This window comes from Bradyrhizobium sp. SRL28 (genome assembly GCF_018596315.1).
Classification (GTDB): domain Bacteria; phylum Pseudomonadota; class Alphaproteobacteria; order Rhizobiales; family Xanthobacteraceae; genus Bradyrhizobium.
Window position 1 is genome coordinate 17459 of sequence record NZ_JAHEAG010000042.1, and the last position, 19774, is coordinate 37232.

The 19774-nt window shown below is 60.4% G+C and carries 12 protein-coding genes and 6 pseudogenes; 6 read left to right on the plus strand and 12 right to left on the minus strand.

What is annotated here, in order from left to right; genetic code table 11:
* The first annotated feature begins 308 nt into the window (after nt 1–308).
* Entirely contained in the window at nt 309–1646 is a 1338-nt protein-coding gene (locus tag KIP88_RS38605; protein ID WP_214493413.1) for an IS1182 family transposase, read from the plus strand.
* 109 nt (nt 1647–1755) lie between these two features.
* Here KIP88_RS38605 and KIP88_RS38610 read toward each other — a convergent pair whose 3' ends face one another.
* Nucleotides 1756–2958, minus strand: coding sequence for a toll/interleukin-1 receptor domain-containing protein (locus tag KIP88_RS38610; protein ID WP_214493414.1), 1203 nt, complete (start codon nt 2956–2958; stop codon nt 1756–1758).
* Between the two features lie 162 nt (nt 2959–3120).
* Here KIP88_RS38610 and KIP88_RS38615 point away from each other — a divergent pair, with 162 nt between their 5' ends.
* On the plus strand, nt 3121–4131 hold the full coding sequence (locus KIP88_RS38615) for a hypothetical protein (protein WP_214493415.1): 1011 nt from the start codon (nt 3121–3123) through the stop codon (nt 4129–4131).
* A gap of 55 nt (nt 4132–4186) precedes the next feature.
* Here KIP88_RS38615 and KIP88_RS38620 read toward each other — a convergent pair whose 3' ends face one another.
* The 10 genes and pseudogenes from KIP88_RS38620 to KIP88_RS38660 all read right to left on the minus strand — a co-directional run bounded on the left by KIP88_RS38620 (nt 4187) and on the right by KIP88_RS38660 (nt 15175).
* Entirely contained in the window at nt 4187–5173 is a 987-nt protein-coding gene (locus KIP88_RS38620) for a hypothetical protein (RefSeq protein ID WP_214493416.1), read from the minus strand.
* A gap of 37 nt (nt 5174–5210) precedes the next feature.
* Entirely contained in the window at nt 5211–5645 is a 435-nt protein-coding gene (locus KIP88_RS48640; RefSeq protein ID WP_374226560.1) for a hypothetical protein, read from the minus strand.
* Nucleotides 5646–5676: 31 nt separating this feature from the next.
* Nucleotides 5677–6096, minus strand: a complete 420-nt coding sequence (locus KIP88_RS48645) for a hypothetical protein (RefSeq protein WP_374226561.1) — start codon at nt 6094–6096, stop codon at nt 5677–5679.
* Between the two features lie 259 nt (nt 6097–6355).
* A pseudogene (locus tag KIP88_RS38635) lies at nt 6356–6492 on the minus strand (IS110 family transposase); the annotation flags it as partial.
* A 100-nt stretch (nt 6493–6592) separates the two neighbouring features.
* A complete protein-coding gene (gltB, locus tag KIP88_RS38640) occupies nt 6593–11326 on the minus strand; it encodes a glutamate synthase large subunit (protein ID WP_214493418.1) in 4734 nt (1577 codons plus the stop codon).
* A gap of 117 nt (nt 11327–11443) precedes the next feature.
* On the minus strand, nt 11444–12559 hold the full coding sequence (locus KIP88_RS38645; RefSeq protein WP_308163738.1) for a TlpA disulfide reductase family protein: 1116 nt from the start codon (nt 12557–12559) through the stop codon (nt 11444–11446).
* A gap of 736 nt (nt 12560–13295) precedes the next feature.
* Complete coding sequence (locus tag KIP88_RS38650; RefSeq protein ID WP_214493419.1) at nt 13296–14327, minus strand: IS110 family transposase; 1032 nt, start codon at nt 14325–14327, stop codon at nt 13296–13298.
* Nucleotides 14328–14476: 149 nt separating this feature from the next.
* Nucleotides 14477–14707 (minus strand): hypothetical protein, encoded by a 231-nt coding sequence (locus KIP88_RS38655; RefSeq protein ID WP_249791349.1) that lies wholly within the window; start codon nt 14705–14707, stop codon nt 14477–14479.
* Nucleotides 14708–14732: 25 nt separating this feature from the next.
* Nucleotides 14733–14840 (minus strand): annotated as a pseudogene (locus tag KIP88_RS47005) (ABC transporter permease); the annotation flags it as partial.
* A gap of 50 nt (nt 14841–14890) precedes the next feature.
* Nucleotides 14891–15175, minus strand: coding sequence for a hypothetical protein (locus KIP88_RS38660; protein ID WP_145963644.1), 285 nt, complete (start codon nt 15173–15175; stop codon nt 14891–14893).
* 462 nt (nt 15176–15637) lie between these two features.
* On the opposite strand from KIP88_RS38660, the pseudogene KIP88_RS38665 reads away from it, so the two are divergent.
* From KIP88_RS38665 to KIP88_RS47015, 4 genes and pseudogenes are all read left to right on the plus strand, one after another.
* Nucleotides 15638–15775: pseudogene (locus tag KIP88_RS38665) on the plus strand (dicarboxylate/amino acid:cation symporter); the annotation flags it as partial.
* Between the two features lie 1210 nt (nt 15776–16985).
* Entirely contained in the window at nt 16986–18170 is a 1185-nt protein-coding gene (locus KIP88_RS38670) for a TlpA disulfide reductase family protein (RefSeq protein ID WP_214493420.1), read from the plus strand.
* A gap of 93 nt (nt 18171–18263) precedes the next feature.
* Nucleotides 18264–18417, plus strand: a pseudogene (locus tag KIP88_RS47010) (FAD-dependent oxidoreductase); the annotation flags it as partial.
* A pseudogene (locus KIP88_RS47015) lies at nt 18411–18582 on the plus strand (transposase domain-containing protein); the annotation flags it as partial. The pseudogenes KIP88_RS47010 and KIP88_RS47015, both read left to right, overlap by 7 nt.
* 455 nt (nt 18583–19037) lie before the next feature.
* Here the strand turns inward: KIP88_RS47015 and KIP88_RS38680 are convergent.
* Nucleotides 19038–19255, minus strand: a pseudogene (locus KIP88_RS38680) (transposase); the annotation flags it as partial.
* Between the last annotated feature and the right edge of the window lie 519 nt (nt 19256–19774).

Sequence of the window (19774 nt, forward strand, 5' to 3'; positions counted from 1 at the left end):
GCTATAAGACTTAGCTGTCCATAAACTGACGAGTCTCGGAAGACTCATAATGCGTCGATGGAAGCCCATCGACGTCTCTCGAAGCTGCAGCGTCAGTGGGGTCCACTGAAGAAAAACTGGCGACGGTCTGGCGTTCGGGACGCCTTTCGCGTAAAATCCTCGCACACTCGTCGTCTTACAGCCTGCTCCGCAGACAGCTCGTCTTCAGTGGCGCCAATTTCCAGCTCTTCGAAGATCAGCGCGCCAACTAGGAGCCTGTCTGAGTAGTGACTGGTCAAGAGGGAGCGAGTCTGATTCCTTGCGCAGCCATGAGCAAGGAATTTCGCCCCTGGAAGATCGACGAGGCCCAGCTTCTGCCGCCGAGCGTGCAGGATTATGTGCCGAGGGACCACGTTTCGCGGCTGATCGTGTCGCTGGTCAGGGAAAGCCTTGATCTATCGGCGATCATAGGCAGCTACCGAAGCGGGCTGGGGCAGCCGCCGTTCGATCCGCGGATGATGACGGCGCTGCTTCTGCACGGCTACGCGAGCGGTATCTACTCGTCGCGGCGGATCGCCAGGGCGACGGTGGAGCGGGCGGATTTCATGATGATCGTGGCCGGCGACCCGGCGGACTTCCGCACGATCTCGGAGTTCCGGCGGCGGCACCTGAAGGCGCTGGCCGACCTGTTCGTGCAGGTGTTGAAGCTGGCCGAGAAGGCCGGGTTGGTGAAGCTCGGGCACGTGGCGCTCGACGGCACCAAGATCAAGGCGAACGCGTCCAAGCACAAGGCGATGAGCTATGATCGCATGAAGAAGCGGGAAGCGGAGCTTGCAGCGGAGGTCGACCGCTGGCTCAAGGCGGCGGAGGCCGCCGATGCGCAGGAGGATAAGCTCTACGGCGACAAGCGCGGCGACGAGATGCCCGATTGGGTGGCCGACAAGCAGAAGCGGCTTGAGAAGATCCGCGAGGCCAAGGCCGCGCTGGAGGCCGAAGCCAAGGCCGCAGCCGAGGCGGAGCGCAAGGCGCGGGCCGAAGCCGAGGAGCGCCGCATCGCCGAAGGGGGCAAAAAGAACGGCAAGACGCCGACGAAAACGGAGCCCGACGGCAAGGCGCAACGCAATTTCACCGACCCGGAAAGCCGCATCCTGAAGACCAAGGACGGTTACATCCAGGGCTACAACGCCCAGGCCGCGGTCGATGGTGCCCATCAGATCATCGTGGCGCAGACGCTGACCAGTTCCTCCAGCGATCAGGCGCAACTGGCGCCGTTGCTCGACGGGATCAGGGCCAATCTGGGGACCAATCCCGACGAAGTATCGGCCGACGCCGGCTACTGCTCCGCCGCCAATCTTCGCACGATCAAACGGCGGCGCATCGAGGGCTACATCGCCACCGGAAGGCAGAAGCACGGCACCAAGTCCGCCACCGCGAAAAAGCCTTCAAGACCCGGCTCGCTGATCGCCAGGATGAGCACCAAGCTCAAGCGCGCCGGCTACCGAAGTCGCTACCGCTTGCGTAAGCAGATCGTCGAACCCGTGTTCGGACAGATCAAACAGGCAAGAGGGTTCAGGCAATTCCTGCTGCGCGGCATCGACAAAGTGAAGCCCGAATGGGCCCTGATTTGCACCGCTCACAACCTCGTCAAGCTGGCGAGGGCCGCATGAGTCGCTATCATTCGGATAAAACCGGCTTCCCGATGCTAACTGGACAGGCTCCTAGGTGCGGCTATTCGAGTCTCTCGACCGAATGGCTACTTTGTGACTGCGACCTCAATCAGCTTCGGCTTTTTACGAAGCGGCGTGTGGCGTCCGTCTTCACGATACGGATCGAGTTGAACTGACTGGCAAGCACCTGATAGTCGACGATCAGCTTTCTCGCCAAAAGGTAGGCCAGTGCCGGGTTCATCCGCCTCGGTTCCCACCCATAGCGCTGAGCGACCTGTCCGGTATCAATCGGCATCGACGGATCATTGACGAGGTCAGCCGCAATCCGCAGTGCGTCCTCCTGGGGCGACCATTCCATGAAGTGTTTGTCGAACGTGGCGAAGAGATCCGCCTTTGGGAGAACACGGTCGAAACTGACCGTCACCAGGTCGCGCAGCTCATGCAATGCGTCTTCGATGTCGTCTTCCGACACATCGACCGCCGTTGCCAACTCGCCTGTGCTTTTCTGAGGATCACCAAACATTGCATCCTTAGTTTCCTCGACGAAGACCTTGGCGATCGCCGTTGCGATTTTCGAATAGCCGATGGCCGGCAGGTCGATGCTGCTGGATATCGGGCCAAGCGGGGGCTTACGGGAGACACCATGAATGTCATTCACAAGGTCGCGCACCCCTTGATCGAAGTGCGAGACGTATAGCTCCGGCGAAAGCATGCCCGACAAGAGTGGCGGGAGCTCGCTCGCCGCGAGACCATGGCGGAGCGCGATGAAGCGTGCCTGTCCGGAAATGCGTCGGACCAAACCTGCATCCATTTCCTGCTGAACCCAGGGCTTTTTCATCGCGCTGGGCGTCAGCAGCACGAGGAAATGGGTGCAGTTTCCCAACCCTTCGTCGATCTTCCGGCGCAGGCTGTCGCCGGAGCGGATCTCCCATTCGGCCCACCAAGTGTCGATGCCGCTCGCCATTAATCCTCGGGCCACTTTCTCGGCCATATCACGGTCTTCAAACGAATAGCTAAGGAAGGCTTTGGGCGAGCCACTCTGCACCGGCAAAAAGGCGGTGGCTTCCAGTTCTTCAGCGCTCATGCGTTCCTTGACGATCGCGAGGAGCTGCGGCGAGCCCTCGATGCTCAAACGCAAATCGTCGAGCGCTTCTCCATGGACGAGCACGGCCGGGAATTCACCGGTGTTGGGATGGCGAATCGTACTGAAGCGCTCCCTCAGCTCTTCCTTGATAGCCTCGATCGCGGCCGACTCGATGTCCTTCGCGAAGTCCCCTGCGTTGAATGCCCGCCCCTTGTATCGCAACCCCATAGATCATCCCCACCGCGTGTTCGCATGTTACCTATTATGAACATATGAGGAACAAAATTCAACGGTGCTGCAGCCTTGAGCTCGGGCGCGGGAGCGCTTCCATGCCCTTATTCCACAGATGACAAACGCCCGCGTGAATTGTCCAATAAGACTCAACTTTGGATGAACGGCTCGTGGGTGCGGATCAGCATGAATTTCCAGTACGGCATTGACGATTGCGATGTGGCTGACAAGAGTCGACTCAGGCAGTATCGAGAGAAGCGCACCGGATGGCTCTACATGCTTGCAGGCGACCCGGACCACGCCGTCTCGAAACAGATCACAGCGATGCTTTGGAACGACGCAGTCTTTCGGGTGGCAAATGAATCCCGGCGACTGTCACGGTTGGGCGGCTACAAGTCGTCGGCGCGAAACTGGTCCATCGCCCAGTTCATGGATCAAGGCTTCGTCGCCGTGCAGACTCTGTCGATCCGCAGGCTGATGGACAAGGCGGCGTCGAAGCCTGCACGGCAGGTCATCTCATTGCGCCGAGTGCTCGATGACATCAAGGCACACCGCGAACTCATCACGCGAGAGGATTATGTCGCCTACGATGGCCTGCCATATAATCCAGAACCCGGCGAACGCGCCTATATGGAGAGCCTCGTCAAACGGGGCGGTGGCGTCCATACACAGTGGTTGCCGACAACAGGACCACAGGCGTGGTCAGTTTCGCAAATGGTCCACGAACGGTTCGACAAGTTGTCCGGCGTTGCGCACGATCAGCGGTCGCCGAGTGATGTCATCGCTGATGACGTCTTCGACAAAATAGAGGCCATGCTGACTAAAAGCGGGTGGCAAGACATTGCCGAGTTCGGCAACAAGTTCATTGCTCACGCCGCCGACGAGCATTCGCGCAGTACTTTGTTGGACGGTCAGAACGGCTTTTCTCTCGACAAGCTTGCGCGCTGCCATGAGGGCATTTGCCGCGCTGCGGCTGCGATATACGGCCCCATCCTGTGGGAGGGATCGAGCGGGTTGCTCCCGATCCCCCAGTTCAATCACTTCGACAATCTCGAGGCCGCATGGCTGCTGCCTCAGGATATCGAAACGCTTTCCGCATTTTGGGATGCGCATGTCGAAAATGTCGAGTCCTGGATTGAGGGGGATCCGTTCGAAGAAAAGCCAGACTGACAGCCGTCGGTCCTTCCCTTTGCCCTTCTCAGGAGGAAGCCATAAAGCACGCTGGTTATGGATCGCGTCGCCCGGAGACGATCGCAATAATGTTCACGACGGAGGCCGTCGCTTCCAGGCTTATCGCCGCATCTCGGAAACCAGCGGTTCGCTTGTGCGTGGTGTGATTGGCAAGATCGAGGGCCGAGCGCGCGTGCTTTCTGAGTTCCTCGACCGCACCGCCTGCAAGCTCGACAGCGATATACGCCTCTATCATCCTCTTGAAGTCTGAAGCACCAACGGCCTTGCCGTCGAGGATCGGGTGTCGCGCGGCCACGAAGACTTCCTTGGCTAGTGAAAGAAGGGCCTCACGGCAGACGAGTCCCACGCTCTGATATTCAACCTCAGTCTGCGCGGCTTCCAGCTTCTTGCGAGCAATGCCGATCTGCTGGTCGACAAGACTCCAGCCCGTAGGAGAAATGACAGCGGGCGCGCGTCCAGAGCGAAGCCGAGCAGCAAGGGGATCGATCAACTCGGCGATGAATTGGCGGCGTGACTGATAGCTTGGAAGGTCGCCACTGCTCCAGCGGCCATACCACTGCCAAAGATCGGAAAACGGAACTGGGTTCTCTATGCCCTGAGCGGTGAGTTGATCGCTGAGCTCCCCGAAGAGCGTGCGGTACTCCGCGTCGACCTGCTGAATTCTTGGCCCGCCGGTCGCGACGCCGATCAAAATGTCGCGGATCCGATCCAGCGCGGCAAGAATGAGCGCATTGCGTGGTGCGGCCGAGAGATGGGTTTTCTCGTAGTGCTTGATTCCCGTGGCCGTCAATTTCGCGTCGAAGACCATTCCTTCCGGCGCGCGTTGCGTGCTGTGCGTGATCAAGCCATCGCGTCGTAGGTCATCCATGATGGCATCGAACAGTTCGTTCTCATCTGGAACGGTCGCTTTTGCGGCGGCATTCGCGTCATCGACCGCGACGTCAACAGGGCGTGGCTGCCGCTCATAGAGCTTTGCCAGAATGGCTTGCTTCCAGAGTTCAGATACCTCGCGCTCATTCATGGACGTTCGCCGATCATCTCTCAGGCCGATGGGGATCTCATATCAGATGATTTCGGGCTTGAGGCGTCCGCTGACGGGCATGAGAATACCCCACGGGTAAGGCGGGTTCGCTTCCCTTTGGTACTGATACACGATCAATTCGGGGAGGTTGCGCTTGTCGTACAGGCATCCGAAACGGAAAAACGACGCTGTTCTGGGCTGCCAGAAAAAGATGGATGCGACGGATGCCCAGGTTACCTGAGCGGATCGCTGTTTCAAGAAACTGCTGACCCAGTGCTCGCTGCTTGTCTTCTGACCAATGGCTGTCCGGAAGACCACCGTCCGGATATCTGCGCAATGCCGGCGAGCTTCTTGGCGACGCCGACCGCATGAACCTGATACGACACGGAAACAAGCAGAGCGACTTCTTCAGCGCCAGCCGCGCGCTCATCGATTCCATCAATGGCAAAACGCTTTTGGTCGTCGGCCGCATCCAGAGGACGCCATTTTTGCTGATGGCGGTTTCAATCGAAGATAAGTGTCGACGTCTCGTCGTCGATCAGCACGCCCGTCAGGAACGTCAATGGCACCGGCGCCAAACCGCCATAGATGCGCAGCAGATCACTTCGATCCAAGCCGGTTTCGCGCCTCGCCAGATCGACGGGAAGAGAAATGAGTTTGTCGACGGCTGCCTGTGGGCTCACGATATGGCCGTCGATCACACCCTGGCGCAAATCGAGAATCACGGGATCGCGATGGCCTTCCAGGTTCGTCGGCACGGCATCGGCTAGCGCCTTGCCAACGCCGTCACGGAGACCGCGTGATTCGATCACAATGACTTTCTTCCGAGATAGCCGGCGTTGTTCCGTTCGGTAGCGAACGATCTCCCAAATCAACCCCACGAGGATAAGCAGTCCGCCGAGGAGAGTCACGCCACCAACCACAAGGCCAGGCGTTCCTTCGCCGGTATTAACGTTGAACGCGAGCCTGCCGCCCTGCAGAGGAAAGGGCTTCAGACGATTGAAGGCGCATAAGCAATTGTCGGTTCTGCGCGAAGCGGCTTGACCTTGACGTGATCGAGCGCGCCATCAGGCTTTCGTGGTCGGGCGTAACTGGGCCGGAGAACTCCTTATCGTCAGCGATCCAAGATTCGAGCCGGTTTGGCGATGTGGTTTACGTGCCAGATCAAACTCACATTCTAAGCCTGGACGTCTTCTCGCCCTTCCCGGGCGAAGGCGACGTGACCAGCCACGTCGAACGGCTCAGTTCCAAAACACAAAAATTGCGCCAAACTGCGTCCTGATAGCGGTCGGTCCGTCGGAAGGATGATCGAGCAACATCGTCGTCTCGATGTTGGGTGGTTTCTCGCAACTTCAGTCTGGCCAGATCTGATCGCTATCCACTCTCTTCGCTGCGCTTGCAATGATGGGGTGTGATTGCCTACGCCCTGATCGCGATTTTCGGCTCGGCGTCCGCGTTGGCGGCCATTTCGCGCAGCGCACGCCGGTACTCGTCCGGCATCAGCTTGCGGAATTTGGGCAGCCAGCCCTTCCAATTGGCAAGGATGTCGGCAGCGCGCCTGGAGCCGGTCGCCTTGGCGTGGCGCGAGATCAGGACGTGCAGCCGCTCGACGTCGGAGTCGAGCAGGTTCTTGAACACGTCGACCCGGCCATGCGCCTCGAGGTCACCGGAGTGATGATAGGTGCCGGCGTTGATCAGCTCTTCCGACAGCACCGGCTCGGGCTCGGCCATCGGGAGGTTGCACAATCTGTCGAAATTGCCGCTCTCGTCGAGCACATAGGCGATGCCGCCGGACATGCCGGCCGCGAAGTTGCGTCCGGTCTTGCCGAGCACGACCACGATGCCGCCGGTCATATATTCGCAGCAATGATCGCCCGCGCCTTCGACCACGGCGACCGCGCCCGAGTTGCGCACGGCAAACCGTTCGCCGGCGACGCCGCGGAAGTAGCACTCGCCTTGAATGGCGCCGTACATCACGGTGTTGCCGACGATGATGCTTTCTTCCGGCACGATGCTGCTGTTCTTCGGCGGCTTGACGATGATCTTGCCGCCGGAGAGGCCCTTGCCGACATAGTCGTTGGCTTCGCCTTCGAGCTCGAAAGTGACGCCTTGCGCCAGCCAGGCGCCGAAGGCCTGGCCCGCGGTGCCCTTGAGGCTGACATGGATGGTGTTATGCGGCAGCCCGGCATGGCCGTAGATCTTGGCGACCGCGCCCGACAGCATCGCGCCGGCGGAACGGTTGGTGCTGCTGATCCCTGCCTCGATCTTGACCGGCGCGCCGCGGTCGAGCGCGGGCGTGGCCTTCTCGATCAGCGCGCGATCCAGCACCGCTTCCAGATGATGGTTCTGGCGCTCGGAATGGTAGATCTTCTGGCCCTTCTCTTCCTTCTGCCGCACGAACAGCTTCGAGAAGTCGAGGCCCTTGGCCTTCCAGTGCGCGACCAGCTTGGTCTGGTCGAGCAGCTGAGTCTGGCCGATCATCTCGTTGAAGGTGCGGAAGCCGAGCGACGCCATGATCTCGCGGACTTCCTCGGCGACGAAGAAGAAGTAGTTGATGACGTGCTCGGGCTGGCCGGCGAAGCGCTTGCGCAGGACCGGGTCCTGGGTCGCGACGCCGACCGGGCAGGTGTTGAGATGGCACTTGCGCATCATGATGCAGCCGGCCGCGATCAGCGGCGCGGTGGCGAAGCCGAACTCGTCCGCGCCAAGCAGCGCGCCGATCACGACGTCACGCCCGGTGCGGAAGCCGCCGTCGACCTGGACCACGATGCGGCTGCGCAGCCGCTCGCGCACCAGCGTCTGGTGGGTTTCGGCGAGACCAATTTCCCAGGGGCTGCCGGCGTGCTTGATCGAGGTCAGCGGCGACGCGCCGGTGCCGCCCTCGAAGCCGGCGATGGTGACATGGTCGGCGCGTGCCTTGGCGACGCCTGCGGCGACCGTGCCGACGCCGATCTCGGAGACGAGCTTGACCGAGACGTCGCCCGTCGGGTTGACGTTCTTGAGGTCGTAGATGAGCTGCGCCAAATCCTCGATCGAGTAGATGTCGTGGTGCGGCGGCGGCGAGATCAGGCCGACGCCGGGCGTCGAATGCCGGACCTTTGCGATGGTCGCGTCGACCTTGTGGCCGGGCAGCTGGCCGCCTTCGCCGGGCTTGGCGCCCTGCGCCATCTTGATCTGCATCATGTCGGAGTTGACGAGATACTCCGTGGTCACGCCGAAGCGGCCCGAGGCGACCTGCTTGATCGCCGAGCGCATGGAATCTCCGTTCGGCATCGGCTTGAAGCGATCGGCCTCTTCGCCGCCTTCGCCGGTATTGGACTTGCCGCCGATTCGGTTCATGGCGATCGCGAGCGTGGTGTGCGCCTCGCGCGAGATCGAGCCGAAGCTCATCGCGCCCGTGGCGAAACGCCTGACGATGTCCTTGGCCGGCTCGACCTGGTCGAGCGGCACCGGCTTGCGCTTCTCGTCCTCGGCGGTCTTGAGCCGGAACAGGCCGCGCAGCGTCAGCAGCCGCTCGGACTGCTCGTTCAGGATCTTGGCGAAGGCGCGATAGCACTCCAGCGAATTGCCGCGCGCGGCATGCTGGAGCAGGCCCACCGATTCCGCGGTCCAGGCATGGTCCTCGCCGCGGCTGCGATAGGCATATTCGCCGCCGACGTCGAGCGCGGTCTTGTAGACCAGCGCCTCGCCGAACGCGTCGGCATGGCGGCGCACGGCCTCTTCGGCGATCTCAGCGAGACCCACGCCCTCGACGCGGGTATGGGTGCCGGCGAAGAATTTCGCGACGAAGTCGGCCTTGAGGCCGACGGCATCGAAGATCTGGGCGCCGCAATAGGACTGGTAGGTCGAGATGCCCATCTTGGACATCACCTTGAGCAGGCCCTTGCCGATCGATTTGATGTAGCGCTTGACGATCTCATAGTCGTCGAGCGAGCCGGGCAGGCGGTCCTTCATCGCGATGATGGTCTCGAACGCGAGGTAGGGGTTGATCGCCTCTGCGCCGTAGCCGGCAAGGCAGGCGAAGTGATGCACTTCGCGCGGCTCGCCGGATTCGACGACGAGGCCGACCGAGGTGCGCAGGCCGGTGCGGATCAAATGATGATGCACGGCGGCGCAGGCGAGCAGCGACGGAATCGGCACGCGGTCGGAGCCGACCATGCGGTCGGACAGTATGATGATGTTGACGCCCTCGCGCACCGCGCTTTCGGCGCGTGCGCAGAGCTCGTCGAGCACCTGGTCCATGCCGGCCGCACCGAGACCGGCGTGGAAGGTGGTGTCGAGCGTGCGCGACTTGAAGTGGGATTCGGCCACGTCCGAGATCGAACGGATCTTTTCCAGATCCGCGTCGGTCAGGATCGGCTGCCGCGCTTCAAGACGCTTGGTGGTGGCAAGGCCCTGGAGGTCGAACAGGTTCGGCCGCGGTCCAATGATCGAGACCAGGCTCATCACCAGCTCCTCGCGGATCGGGTCGATCGGCGGGTTGGTGACCTGCGCAAAGTTCTGCTTAAAGTAGGTGAACAGCGGCTTGGCCTTGTCCGACAACGCCGAGATTGGCGTGTCGTTGCCCATCGAGCCCGCGGCTTCCTCGCCAATGGAGGCCATCGGCGTCATCAGGATGGTGATGTCTTCCTGGCTGTAGCCGAACGCCTGTTGGCGATCGAGCAGCGACAGGTTGGAGCGCACGCCGGTGGTCGGCACCTTCGGCAGTTCCTCCAGCACGATCTGGGTCCGCTCGAGCCATTCCTTGTAGGGATGGCTCTTGGCCAGCGTCGCCTTGATCTCGTCGTCGGGAATCAGGTGTCCTTGTTCGAGGTCGACCAGCAGCATCTTGCCGGGCTGCAGCCGCCACTTGGTGATGATCTGGTCCTCGGGGATCGTCAGCACGCCCATCTCGGACGCCATCACGATGCGGTCGTCCTTGGTCACGAGATAGCGCGCCGGCCGCAGGCCGTTGCGGTCGAGCGTGGCGCCGATCTGGCGTCCGTCCGTGAAGGCGATCGCTGCCGGGCCGTCCCACGGCTCCATCAGGGCTGCGTGATATTCGTAGAAGGCGCGGCGCTTCTCATCCATCAAGGGATTGCCGGCCCACGCCTCCGGAATCATCATCATGACGGCGTGCGGCAGCGAGTAGCCGCCCTGCACCAGGAATTCGAGGGCGTTGTCGAAGCAGGCGGTGTCCGACTGGCCTTCATAAGAGATGGGCCAGAGCCGGTTGATGTCCTTGCCGTAGAGCTCCGAGCTTACGGACGCCTGACGCGCCGCCATCCAGTTGGTGTTGCCGCGCAGCGTGTTGATCTCGCCGTTATGCGCGATCATCCGATAGGGATGCGCCAGCGACCATGCCGGCAAGGTGTTGGTCGAGAACCGCTGATGCACCAGCGCCAGGGCGCTCTCGAAGTCCGCCTCATGCAGGTCGGGATAGCACTTGCCGAGCTGGTCGGCGAGGAACATGCCCTTGTAGATCACGGTACGGCAGGACATCGAGCATGGGTAATAGTCCGCGAGGCCGCGGTCACGGCGCTGGTAGATCGCCTGCGAGATCGACTTGCGCAGAATGTAGAGATGGCGCTCGAAATCGTCCTCGGTCTTGGCGGTGCCATTGCGGCCGATGAACACCTGCATGCAGGCGGGCTCGGTCGGCTTCACGGTGACGCCGAGCGAGGAGTTGTCGGTCGGCACGTCGCGCCAGCCGAGCAGGGTCAGGCCTTCCGCCTTGATCTGGTCGGCGATGATGCTCTTGATGACGTTGCGCCAGGCGGTGTCGCGCGGCATGAACAGCGCGCCGATGGCGTATTCGCCCGGAGCCGGCAGCGTAAAGCCGAGCTCCCCGGCCTTGCGGCTGAAGAAGGCGTGCGGGATCTGCACCAAAATGCCGGCGCCGTCGCCGGCGCGCGGGTCGGCGCCGACCGCGCCGCGGTGCTCGAGATTGCAAAGGATGTTGAGCGCGTCCGAGACGATCTCGTGCGACTTCTTGCCCTTGATGTTGGCGATGAAGCCGACGCCGCAGGAATCCTTCTCCAGGCTCGGATCGTAGAGGCCTTCGGCCGGCGGACGCGAATTGTGTTCCTGAATCGGATCAGTCGTTTTCGAGGCGACGGTCGCCGACAGCTCTTCTGCCACGATGTTTGCGCGATCGAATTGCGACCCGTTCATGTCCTCGTCCTCTCCATGCGGCAAGCTGCCTCACCGCCATCTTCGGCGCACCTTGGGCGTTCCGCGGCACCCGCTCTTGGGCCACCGCTCGTCCTTGCGAGCCGCATTTTCTTAAATTCAGGCCAAGGCGTTCTTCGTCCCCCAGAACGGCTTTGCCTCCTCATCCTTGTACTTGGCCAAGGCCTTAAGCAACAGCCGCAGGTAGTGCGCCTTCTCTTCAGCCCCCATTGGCCGCCCCGGGCTATCCAGCGACTTCACCGCCGACTCGACTAACTCGACCGCACGATCCTTGTTGCCGCTTTCGTAATAATACTGAGCGACCGCCCCATAGGACAGAAACTTGGGGAGGGCGCTGCCTTCTGGAGAATTCAGCGCGAGGATGTGTTCGGCCAACTCCTTGCCCATCGCAAAGCGATCAGAATGCGGGAAATCAGAGTTGTCCTCCGCTGGATCGAAGAGTTGGCGGATCGCCCCGACCATCCAGTCCTCAGATTTTTTGTCGATCGCATCGCGAGCCAATTGACGCATAACGGTTAACCCCGTCTGCATGTCATGGATTTTGTGCAGGAGCAGATCCGCATGAACTACGCGAACCCTGATGTCGTCCGGCGTCACTGCAACGCCCTCTTTAGCGGCCGAAAGCGCCGTCGACCAATCCTGCGCCTTCAGCGCCGGCCCAAGTTTGGCCCAGAACGCTTGCATCTGGGCTTTCTCGCGCATTCTAGATTCTGCTTCAGCGATTCGCTCCGCATCCGTGGCTTCATCGCTGGTGCGCCAGGTGCCGTTTAACATTTTTGTAAACACGTCATACAGTTGCATCGGGTGACCGATAAAGGCGACGTGATCGTCACGGTCGATGACGAATGACGTAGGGATAGTGGCAGAAAAACTGGGCGCCATCCAAAGCTTCTTCATTTTTCCCGCGTAATCGAACGCGATCCGAAAATTCAGCTTGGAGCCTTTTTCGGTCAACCACGCGTCCAAGTTCGTTCGCGCCTCCTCGGCCGTTGAGCCTCGCTCGGAAGCTGCAACTGCGATGACCTCAACTGCGCTATTTTTGTATTTTTTTTGCAGTTCCGCGAGATGGGGCATCACCGCCACACATCCGCGGCACCAAGTCGCCCAAAACTCGACAATATACAGCGTTCCCAGCTTAAAGTTGGTGAGGGGCTCGCCACGCACCCAGCTTTCCACCCTCATCGGAGGAGCTGGCGAGTCGATACGAAGGATCACGTTGTTCTCCAAAGCTATTCCCAAACCTTCGCGCGACCGTATGCGCGAGCTCGTTTGTCTCTAAGAAACGGGGCACGAGTTCAATGAACGAGAGCGCGTCTGCATGCACTCCGCCTGACACCGTGTTGCTCCCGTAGCAACGACCGTGCCAGCACTACCAACGCACATACGCACCTGATTCGGCCTAAGATTGCCTCGGCGGCTCAACACGGCGGTGCGTTTGTAGCTGGCGGCCTTGTTCGATGTCAGACATCGGACGCGGGTCGTGCGCTTCGGGCCGTGAGGTTTTGTGCCCCGCCCATCATGACGATCGCGCACCTGATGTTTTGATGATTGCTGCCGTAACCGCCGTCGCGCAGAACCGGCAAATAGCTGTTAATACGAGCCTCGCTCGCTCTGCCCGTCCAATTGCGCTCCTCCTACTCGGTGTTCCTGCTTCCTAAAGAAAGCGCGGCGATCCGACGGTTGCGCTTTTCTTGAGCGTTAGCCGATGAGGTTCTCTAATTCCGGGTCTGGGTGTCAAGTTCTCCAACCATCATCCTTGCCGGGCCCACTGTTCTCTCCGCGGTAGGGGTAAGCCCTCCGCATGATGGCGTAAGGTGACGCTGGCGGTTCAATGTTGCAATCGCGGTCGCCCTTTCGGCGCTCGCAAAAAATCGGACGAACTCACCATCGCCATCGTCCCGGCAGGGACGTCGTTTCCCGCCGTTTGGCAGGATCTTCAGTATTTTTCTTGCTAAGCAGCAATCTCCTTCCTCGACCAGTTAAACTCGGTCCCTTCGATCCACATGCGATGCAGAATGACCGCGAGCTTACGAGCGACCGCTACCTTGGCCTTGCGGAGCCCGTTGCGCTTGGCGAGCTTTGCCCCCCAGGCCTTCACGGCGGACCATTTTGGGACGCGGGTCAGCAGAACCCCGGCTGCTTCAAATAGATAACTTCGCAGCATCGCGTCGCCGCACTTCGAGATGCGACCTGTCCAATCGACCTCTCCTGACGCATGGCGTCTACTGGTTAACCCAACATAAGCACCCACGCTTCTCGATCGCGCAAACCGTGCCGGATCGTCAATCGTTGCCTTGAAGGCGAGCGCGGTGATCGGACCGACTCCAGGGACGGTCATAAACCGGCGGACCTGGGCGTCACGGCGCACCAGCTTCACAACCTTGCGGTCAAGCTCGCTGACCTGTTGCTCGACGACCTTGCGCGCTTCGAGCAGCGGTCTGACCGCAGCTATCAGCTCAGGACGGCCCTCGATCAACTCCTCGGCGCGCACGGCGAAGACATTGAACTTGGCGCGGCCGATGACGAGACCGAGGTTCTTGAGAAGGCCGCGAACATAGTTCTCGAGATCGCGCTTGATCTTGACCAGCATCGCCCGGCTGGCCAGCAGTGCTCTGACCGAGTGGCTGTCGATATCCTTGACGTGCACCTCCTTGAACCAACCGGTCTGCATGATGCGGGCGATCCCGATAGCATCGTTGCGGTCGCTCTTGTTGATCTGCACCTTGAGCACCGCCTTGGCATGGCGCGCGTCAATGCAGATCACTGGCAGGCCAAGTCGCTTAAGCTCAGTCCAAAGCCACGTGGATGTCGGTCCGGTCTCGAGGCCGATACGTACCGCGCCCGGCGCCTTTGACCGCACGTAAACGGAGATCGCCTCAGGATCTGAATCGACGACGCCCTCTCGCACGACCGATCCCGACTGGTCCACCACGCAGATCGATGTTTGCTTCAACGACACGTCCAGTCCGACATAATACTCCATTGCCGCTCTCCATCGTTGCGAGGCCACATGAGGCCGGCCTCATACGTTCCTGGAGAGCTGATTCCCTTGCCTTTGTCTGGCTCGATCCCGGAATTACCCCATGTTGCAAATCGCGACAACGTCGTTGCATCGGAGCCGCTCGTACCGCCCTATGTCGTCACCGGCGCCTTCCGTCGCATAAAGCGCCGCTCCAGCGCCTCGAGAACGGCATTGAAGGCAAGCCCGATCACAGTGATGCCAATGATGCCGAAATACATTTGCGGGGTCAGGAAGCTGTACTGGCTGTTGATGATGAGATAGCCGAGACCAGCCGTCACGCCGACCATCTCGGACGCAACCCACCAGCATTGCGGACGCGCTGGCGAGTCGAATGCCGACAAAGATGCTCGGAAGCGCGGCAGGAACGATGACCTTGCGGAAGAATTGCTGCGGCGTTGCTCCCATTGTCCGCGCCGACTTGATCAAAAGCGGATCGACCTGCTTCACTGAAGCGATGGTGCTATAGATCACCATCGCGATCGACGTCTGATCCCGCGGCGAGCTTTGTGGGAGCTGATCGATCCTCAGACCGATACCTTCGCAAGTCCGTCGTCCCTTCGTCCTTCGGGATAACGGGTTTGCGTTCTACAATTGGCCGCATCGTTCCATTCCTTGCAGTAGCTCGCTTCAGCATCTCGGTTAGAAAACACGCCACGACGAAATTCCGCGCTGCGATCGGGCGGCGTCTCCTTTTTCGGCCGACCGCTGACCACGGTACCACGATATTGGTGCCCGATACCGAGTCCGTTGCGGCGCAAGGACGCGAGATGGCGCCTTTCTCGATGCTCGGCTTTCATCGAAATGGCCATTGTCGTTGCAGGTCACTGACGATCTGGTCCGTGATCTTCTGATGGACAGTGGCTTTCATGGTTCCCGCGTCTATCGGTTGCGAATGCAACCAAAATGACGCGCCTTGTTGCGGGGTTGAGCCATCACGCCGGAAAACGACGGATGGCGGGCCGTAGCCCCCGCGGCGAGTACGCCGCCGCCGCTTTCCGCCAATTCTTCATGTGCTTGGCTGCGACGACTTGGGGCCGCCCCGATCCGCCGTGGGCTAGGGCGCATCGCCTCAACCGAAGAATGCACTCGTGGGAGCGTGACATGGTGAGCCGAAGCCGGCACGGGGCACCGAGTGCAGCGGTCGACGCCGGCATGCTCATGACCGCGAGCCCCTCTTCCGATTAAAGCGGGACACCGGTAGAGCAGGCGATGAGCGCGGGCTTCCCTCAGTTTCGGGTTGAACGTTTATCCTCCTCGATGAAGCTTCGGATACCAACATCACCGGCAACGGTCTTGCCGCGGTGTTCGTGTCCTGGTGGGAAGGCGAACTCGACCAGGCCACCCTGCATGCGCGGCTCAACCAGAAAATCGATCCCGCTGACGTCGAGGCCGCGAACACGACGGGGTAGGCGGCTCCATTTCTCCGTCATTCCGGGGGGGCGTCGAATTCGGGTGTACCCGAATTCGCGAGTCTTAGTCGTCCAAGTCGGCAGCCGACTTGGATTTGGAACCTGGAATCTCTCGCCGCGACCTCTGGATTGCCGGCTCGCTTTCGCGAGCGCCCGGAATAACGTCTGAAAAGGCGGCTCCACAAGACGAGGAGAAAATCGCCCGGTTTTGCCGAGCGGTTTTATGAGCGCCGAGTATGAACAACAGCTTGAGGGTGGAAGACCTCTATCCAGCCGCATGACAGCGAACCGTTAGCGAAGCGCAACGGCGCGATCGCGAGGGGGCAAAGCCGCGGGCGGATGGACCAGAATGGGATAATTGTCAGGCACCCCGGGTGCTACTGGCCGGACAGCAGAACTGATATGGAGTACCAGTGTGTGGTGCAGGAACTGACTGGCGCGATGACGAGCACTGGTCGTTTTAAGGCGCGCGCACGATCCAATCATCGCCCCTCAGATCGCATTTGGCTGTGGAGTTCTTCAAATCGCAGCTTGGGCCTGGTTTATGTGGCCGCGCGTTAAGGTCGCTACCGGTTCGCTCGCCACGTCATATCCGCGCCCCGGCCTCCAACTCGTTCGCTGAGTTTCGCCTCCCCTGACGTTCAATGCACCTCAACCGAGGCATGACCTTGTCGGGCTCGGTGATGACGCGAGCATAGCGCGGCACCGCGGCGGATCGCGCCCAGGGTTGCCTCGCGATGGCAGGGCCGCGTCCGTCGATTCCGCTCCATTGCGCGAGCCGTCCTCGCGGGTCGATCCACGTCGACGGCTTTGGCTGTTTCGACTCCGATCTGCATCGTCGCTCGCCCCTAATCCTGCCTGGCGGGGAGTGGGATTAGCAAGTTCCGTCACAGCACCAAACAAGCTTTTCCGGCGGCGCGAAGCGCGCTTCGTGTCCAATTTCTGACAGCGGCACAAAGCCCGCCAGGTTCAAAACACCGGTCGTCTTGGGGCGTTGGAGTTTTTCAAAGCGTAATCAGGCGCTTAACGCGCGTTGACGGTACTGGCACGGCCGTTGCTATTGAGATGCAGGAACACTGAGTGAAGGCTGTGCACACCGACGCGCAAGACGAGCGGTGCTCTCCTTGAATCCGTGTGGCCCGTTTCCGAGAGAGAAACAAGCTCGCGCATAAAGTCGCGCAACCTTTGGCAATTAGCTTTGGAGAGCAACATGGTACTGCGTATGGAGTCCCCAGCTCCTCCGATCAAGGTGGAGAATTGGCTTCGTGGCCAGCCCCTCACAAACTTACAGTCCGGGAAAGTATACATCGTCGAATTTTGGGCAACTTGGTGCGGATCATGTGTGGCGGCGATGCCCCATCTGGTGCAACTGCAAGAGAAATACAAAGACAGCGGACTTGAGGTCCTCGGAGTCGCAGCTCACGAACGAGCTCGAACGGCGGACGAGGTCCGAACCAAGTTGGACGCGTGGTTGACCGAAAAGTTCTCGAATCTGAACTATAGGATCGGGTTCGACTACACAGGCGAAATGAACAAGCTTTGGATGGACGCCAGTTTTTCCGGCGAGATTCCCACCTCGTTCGTTGTCGACCGTGACGGCCACATTGCCTTTATCGGTCGTCCGACGCAACTCGATGACGTTTTGCCGAAAGTTCTTAACGGCACCTGGCGCACCAGCGAAGAAGCTAAAGCCGCCGATATCGAGCGGATCGCCGAAGGCGAACGCAGAACGCGCGAAACGACGCGCGAGCGAGCGTTGACCAAGCCGATCTTCGCCATACTCGCGCCGGCGATGAAGGCCGAGGATTGGGCGACGGCGCTTTCGGCGGTCGAAGAGGCCGTCGCTATGATGCCGGACGACATCAACTTCCGCGTGCTTCATGCGGATCTGTTGCTTCACAAAATGCACGACATGCGGACCGGCTTGCCGGTTCTGCGCCAATTGGTTCGTAACGCAATCGACAAAAAATCCGAGGTGTGGATGGCCGGGGCGATGCGCCAACTGTTCGATCCGACGAACGACAACTCCTACTTTCCGCCTGCCGAGCGCTTGGCGATGGGCAAGGAGCTGTCCGAACACATCCTGGCACTGAACCCTCCGCACCGCGGCGACGGCCCCAAGTTCCTCTCGTATGGGGCGCTTGCTCAGTATTATTACGAGAGCGGCAACAAGGATCGCGCGATCGAGTTGATCGAGCTGGCACTGAAGTCGCTGGACGGTCCGGAGCCTATCCCGGACGAACTGAAACAGCACGTTCTGTCGTTGTTGCTCCAGGCCTTGGCCAACTACAAGGGTGAGAAGGTTTGTTACGGGGCTTTTTGTGCGGCTCCGGAAAACAAGTCCCCGAAACTGTCAAAGCGCAGCCGCCGGAGGAGAAAACGGGAAAAGGGGTGATAATCGGAACTTGCTTTACTGCCGAATTCGTCCATTTCTCCGGCGGGCCGTCGGCAAGTAGGCTTCATGCAGCACAGTGTTTGATGGTTTGCGCATGTCGGAAGTCCGAATCTTGCGATGACCTCCGGCCGAATTGCGGCGGAAGCGATCTTCCAGGTGAAGTCGCGCCGCGATCCCACAACGGCAAACGATCTGACGCTCTGCAAAGAACACGCTGAACGACTCCTTCGTCATGAAGAAAATGCGCTCTCGGCGGACAGCCATGGTGGCGGCCGGACCTGGGCGACCATCGCCACGGTTCTGCAGACGCGCGAAGATGAATGACGTCGATCCGCATGCCTGGTTCACACAAACTTTCGAACCGGACGCGCGGGGCTGGCCGATGTCTCAGATCGATGCTCTCATACCGTGAAACCTCAAAGCCTGAATGGCTTCAGCTAAACACTTTCGCGAAGAAGGTGAAATGGGTAGAAGGCTTCGATCGCATACCCAGGCTCCGAGCACTATTGCGTCGCTTCGGACGGCAGCGCCGAGCATCGGCCGTCATCGCGTCCCTGATCGATACGGCCTTACGCCACGTGCGGCATAAACCGCTAAGCATGATTGGCCGCATCCCCGCGGGCTTAGTGTTGCTTATCCAAGTGAGGGGCTTTAGCATTGAGCCCCGCCTTGCGCTGTCGGCTTCCCCGAACCGCCCTTCGGCTTGATGCTCTTCACGGAGGCCGAGACCTCGATCAGCGTGTCATCGACCGAGAAGTGCTCGCTGGACAAGAGCCACACGCACGTGCGGCAGGTTCAGCACAGTGACAAGAACTTGGCCGCGATATCGCCGTCCAGCAGCCGATCCCGGTTCTTGCAGAACACGGTCGCATCCCACAGCAGCCGCCTCAGCCACGTGTTTTCGTCCTCCAACCTCTTCAGGCGTTTGGCCTCCGAGACCTCCATCCTGCCGAGCTTGGCTTTCCATTTGTAGATATTGGCGTCACTGACGCCGTGCTTCCAACACAGATCCGCGGCCGAAACGCCAGCCTCGTGCTCCTTTTAAATCCCGATGATCTGCTCTTCCGAAAGCGGTTACGCTTCATGGTCCTTGTTTTGGGCCAGAGCGAACTTCAACCTGGATTAAGGCCGTGGGCAAGGTCCAGCTGCGCCAGCCTCTCGATCCTTGTCCGGTTTCTGACAGGGGCACACAAAACCTGTGAGCTTCACAACACCGCGCGCCATTTGCGCATCGCGAACTGTTTCAACGCGCAATCAGGCGCTTAATGCGCGCGAGACGTGCTGGCACCGCCCTTGCTCTTTCCCGCCATAGGGCAATAGGGGGCCAATTTGAAGGAGCTGAACATGAGCCGCACGACAGGATCTTGGGCTTACGGATAAAAAGCGCCGATGCCAAGGGGAGAGACTAAGGCCAAAGAAATTCGCGACTCTTCGATGCGGTTTGGGAGCATACCGCAGCATGCGATAGTTGCGGCTAGAACGGCCGAGGGTCCTTGAAGAATCGCACGGCACTACCGGCTACTGAGTAGGAGCGAAAGTTCAGTACCGCTTACCTCGCCTTGCCGTCTGAGGGCAGGGCGAGGAGCGCCTGATCGTTGAATCGC

Bases quoted from the DNA above. Each gene is read 5' to 3' on its own strand.
- KIP88_RS38605 (WP_214493413.1), top strand. From the start codon at position 309: ATGAGCAAGGAATTTCGCCCCTGGAAGATCGACGAGGCCCAGCTTCTG.
- KIP88_RS38610 (WP_214493414.1), bottom strand. From the start codon at position 2,958: ATGGGGTTGCGATACAAGGGGCGGGCATTCAACGCAGGGGACTTCGCG.
- KIP88_RS38615 (WP_214493415.1), top strand. From the start codon at position 3,121: ATGAACGGCTCGTGGGTGCGGATCAGCATGAATTTCCAGTACGGCATT.
- KIP88_RS38620 (WP_214493416.1), bottom strand. From the start codon at position 5,173: ATGAATGAGCGCGAGGTATCTGAACTCTGGAAGCAAGCCATTCTGGCA.
- KIP88_RS48640 (WP_374226560.1), bottom strand. From the start codon at position 5,645: ATGCGGCCGACGACCAAAAGCGTTTTGCCATTGATGGAATCGATGAGC.
- gltB (WP_214493418.1), bottom strand. From the start codon at position 11,326: ATGAACGGGTCGCAATTCGATCGCGCAAACATCGTGGCAGAAGAGCTG.
- KIP88_RS38650 (WP_214493419.1), bottom strand. From the start codon at position 14,327: ATGGAGTATTATGTCGGACTGGACGTGTCGTTGAAGCAAACATCGATC.
- KIP88_RS38660 (WP_145963644.1), bottom strand. From the start codon at position 15,175: ATGGCCATTTCGATGAAAGCCGAGCATCGAGAAAGGCGCCATCTCGCG.
- KIP88_RS38670 (WP_214493420.1), top strand. From the start codon at position 16,986: ATGGTACTGCGTATGGAGTCCCCAGCTCCTCCGATCAAGGTGGAGAAT.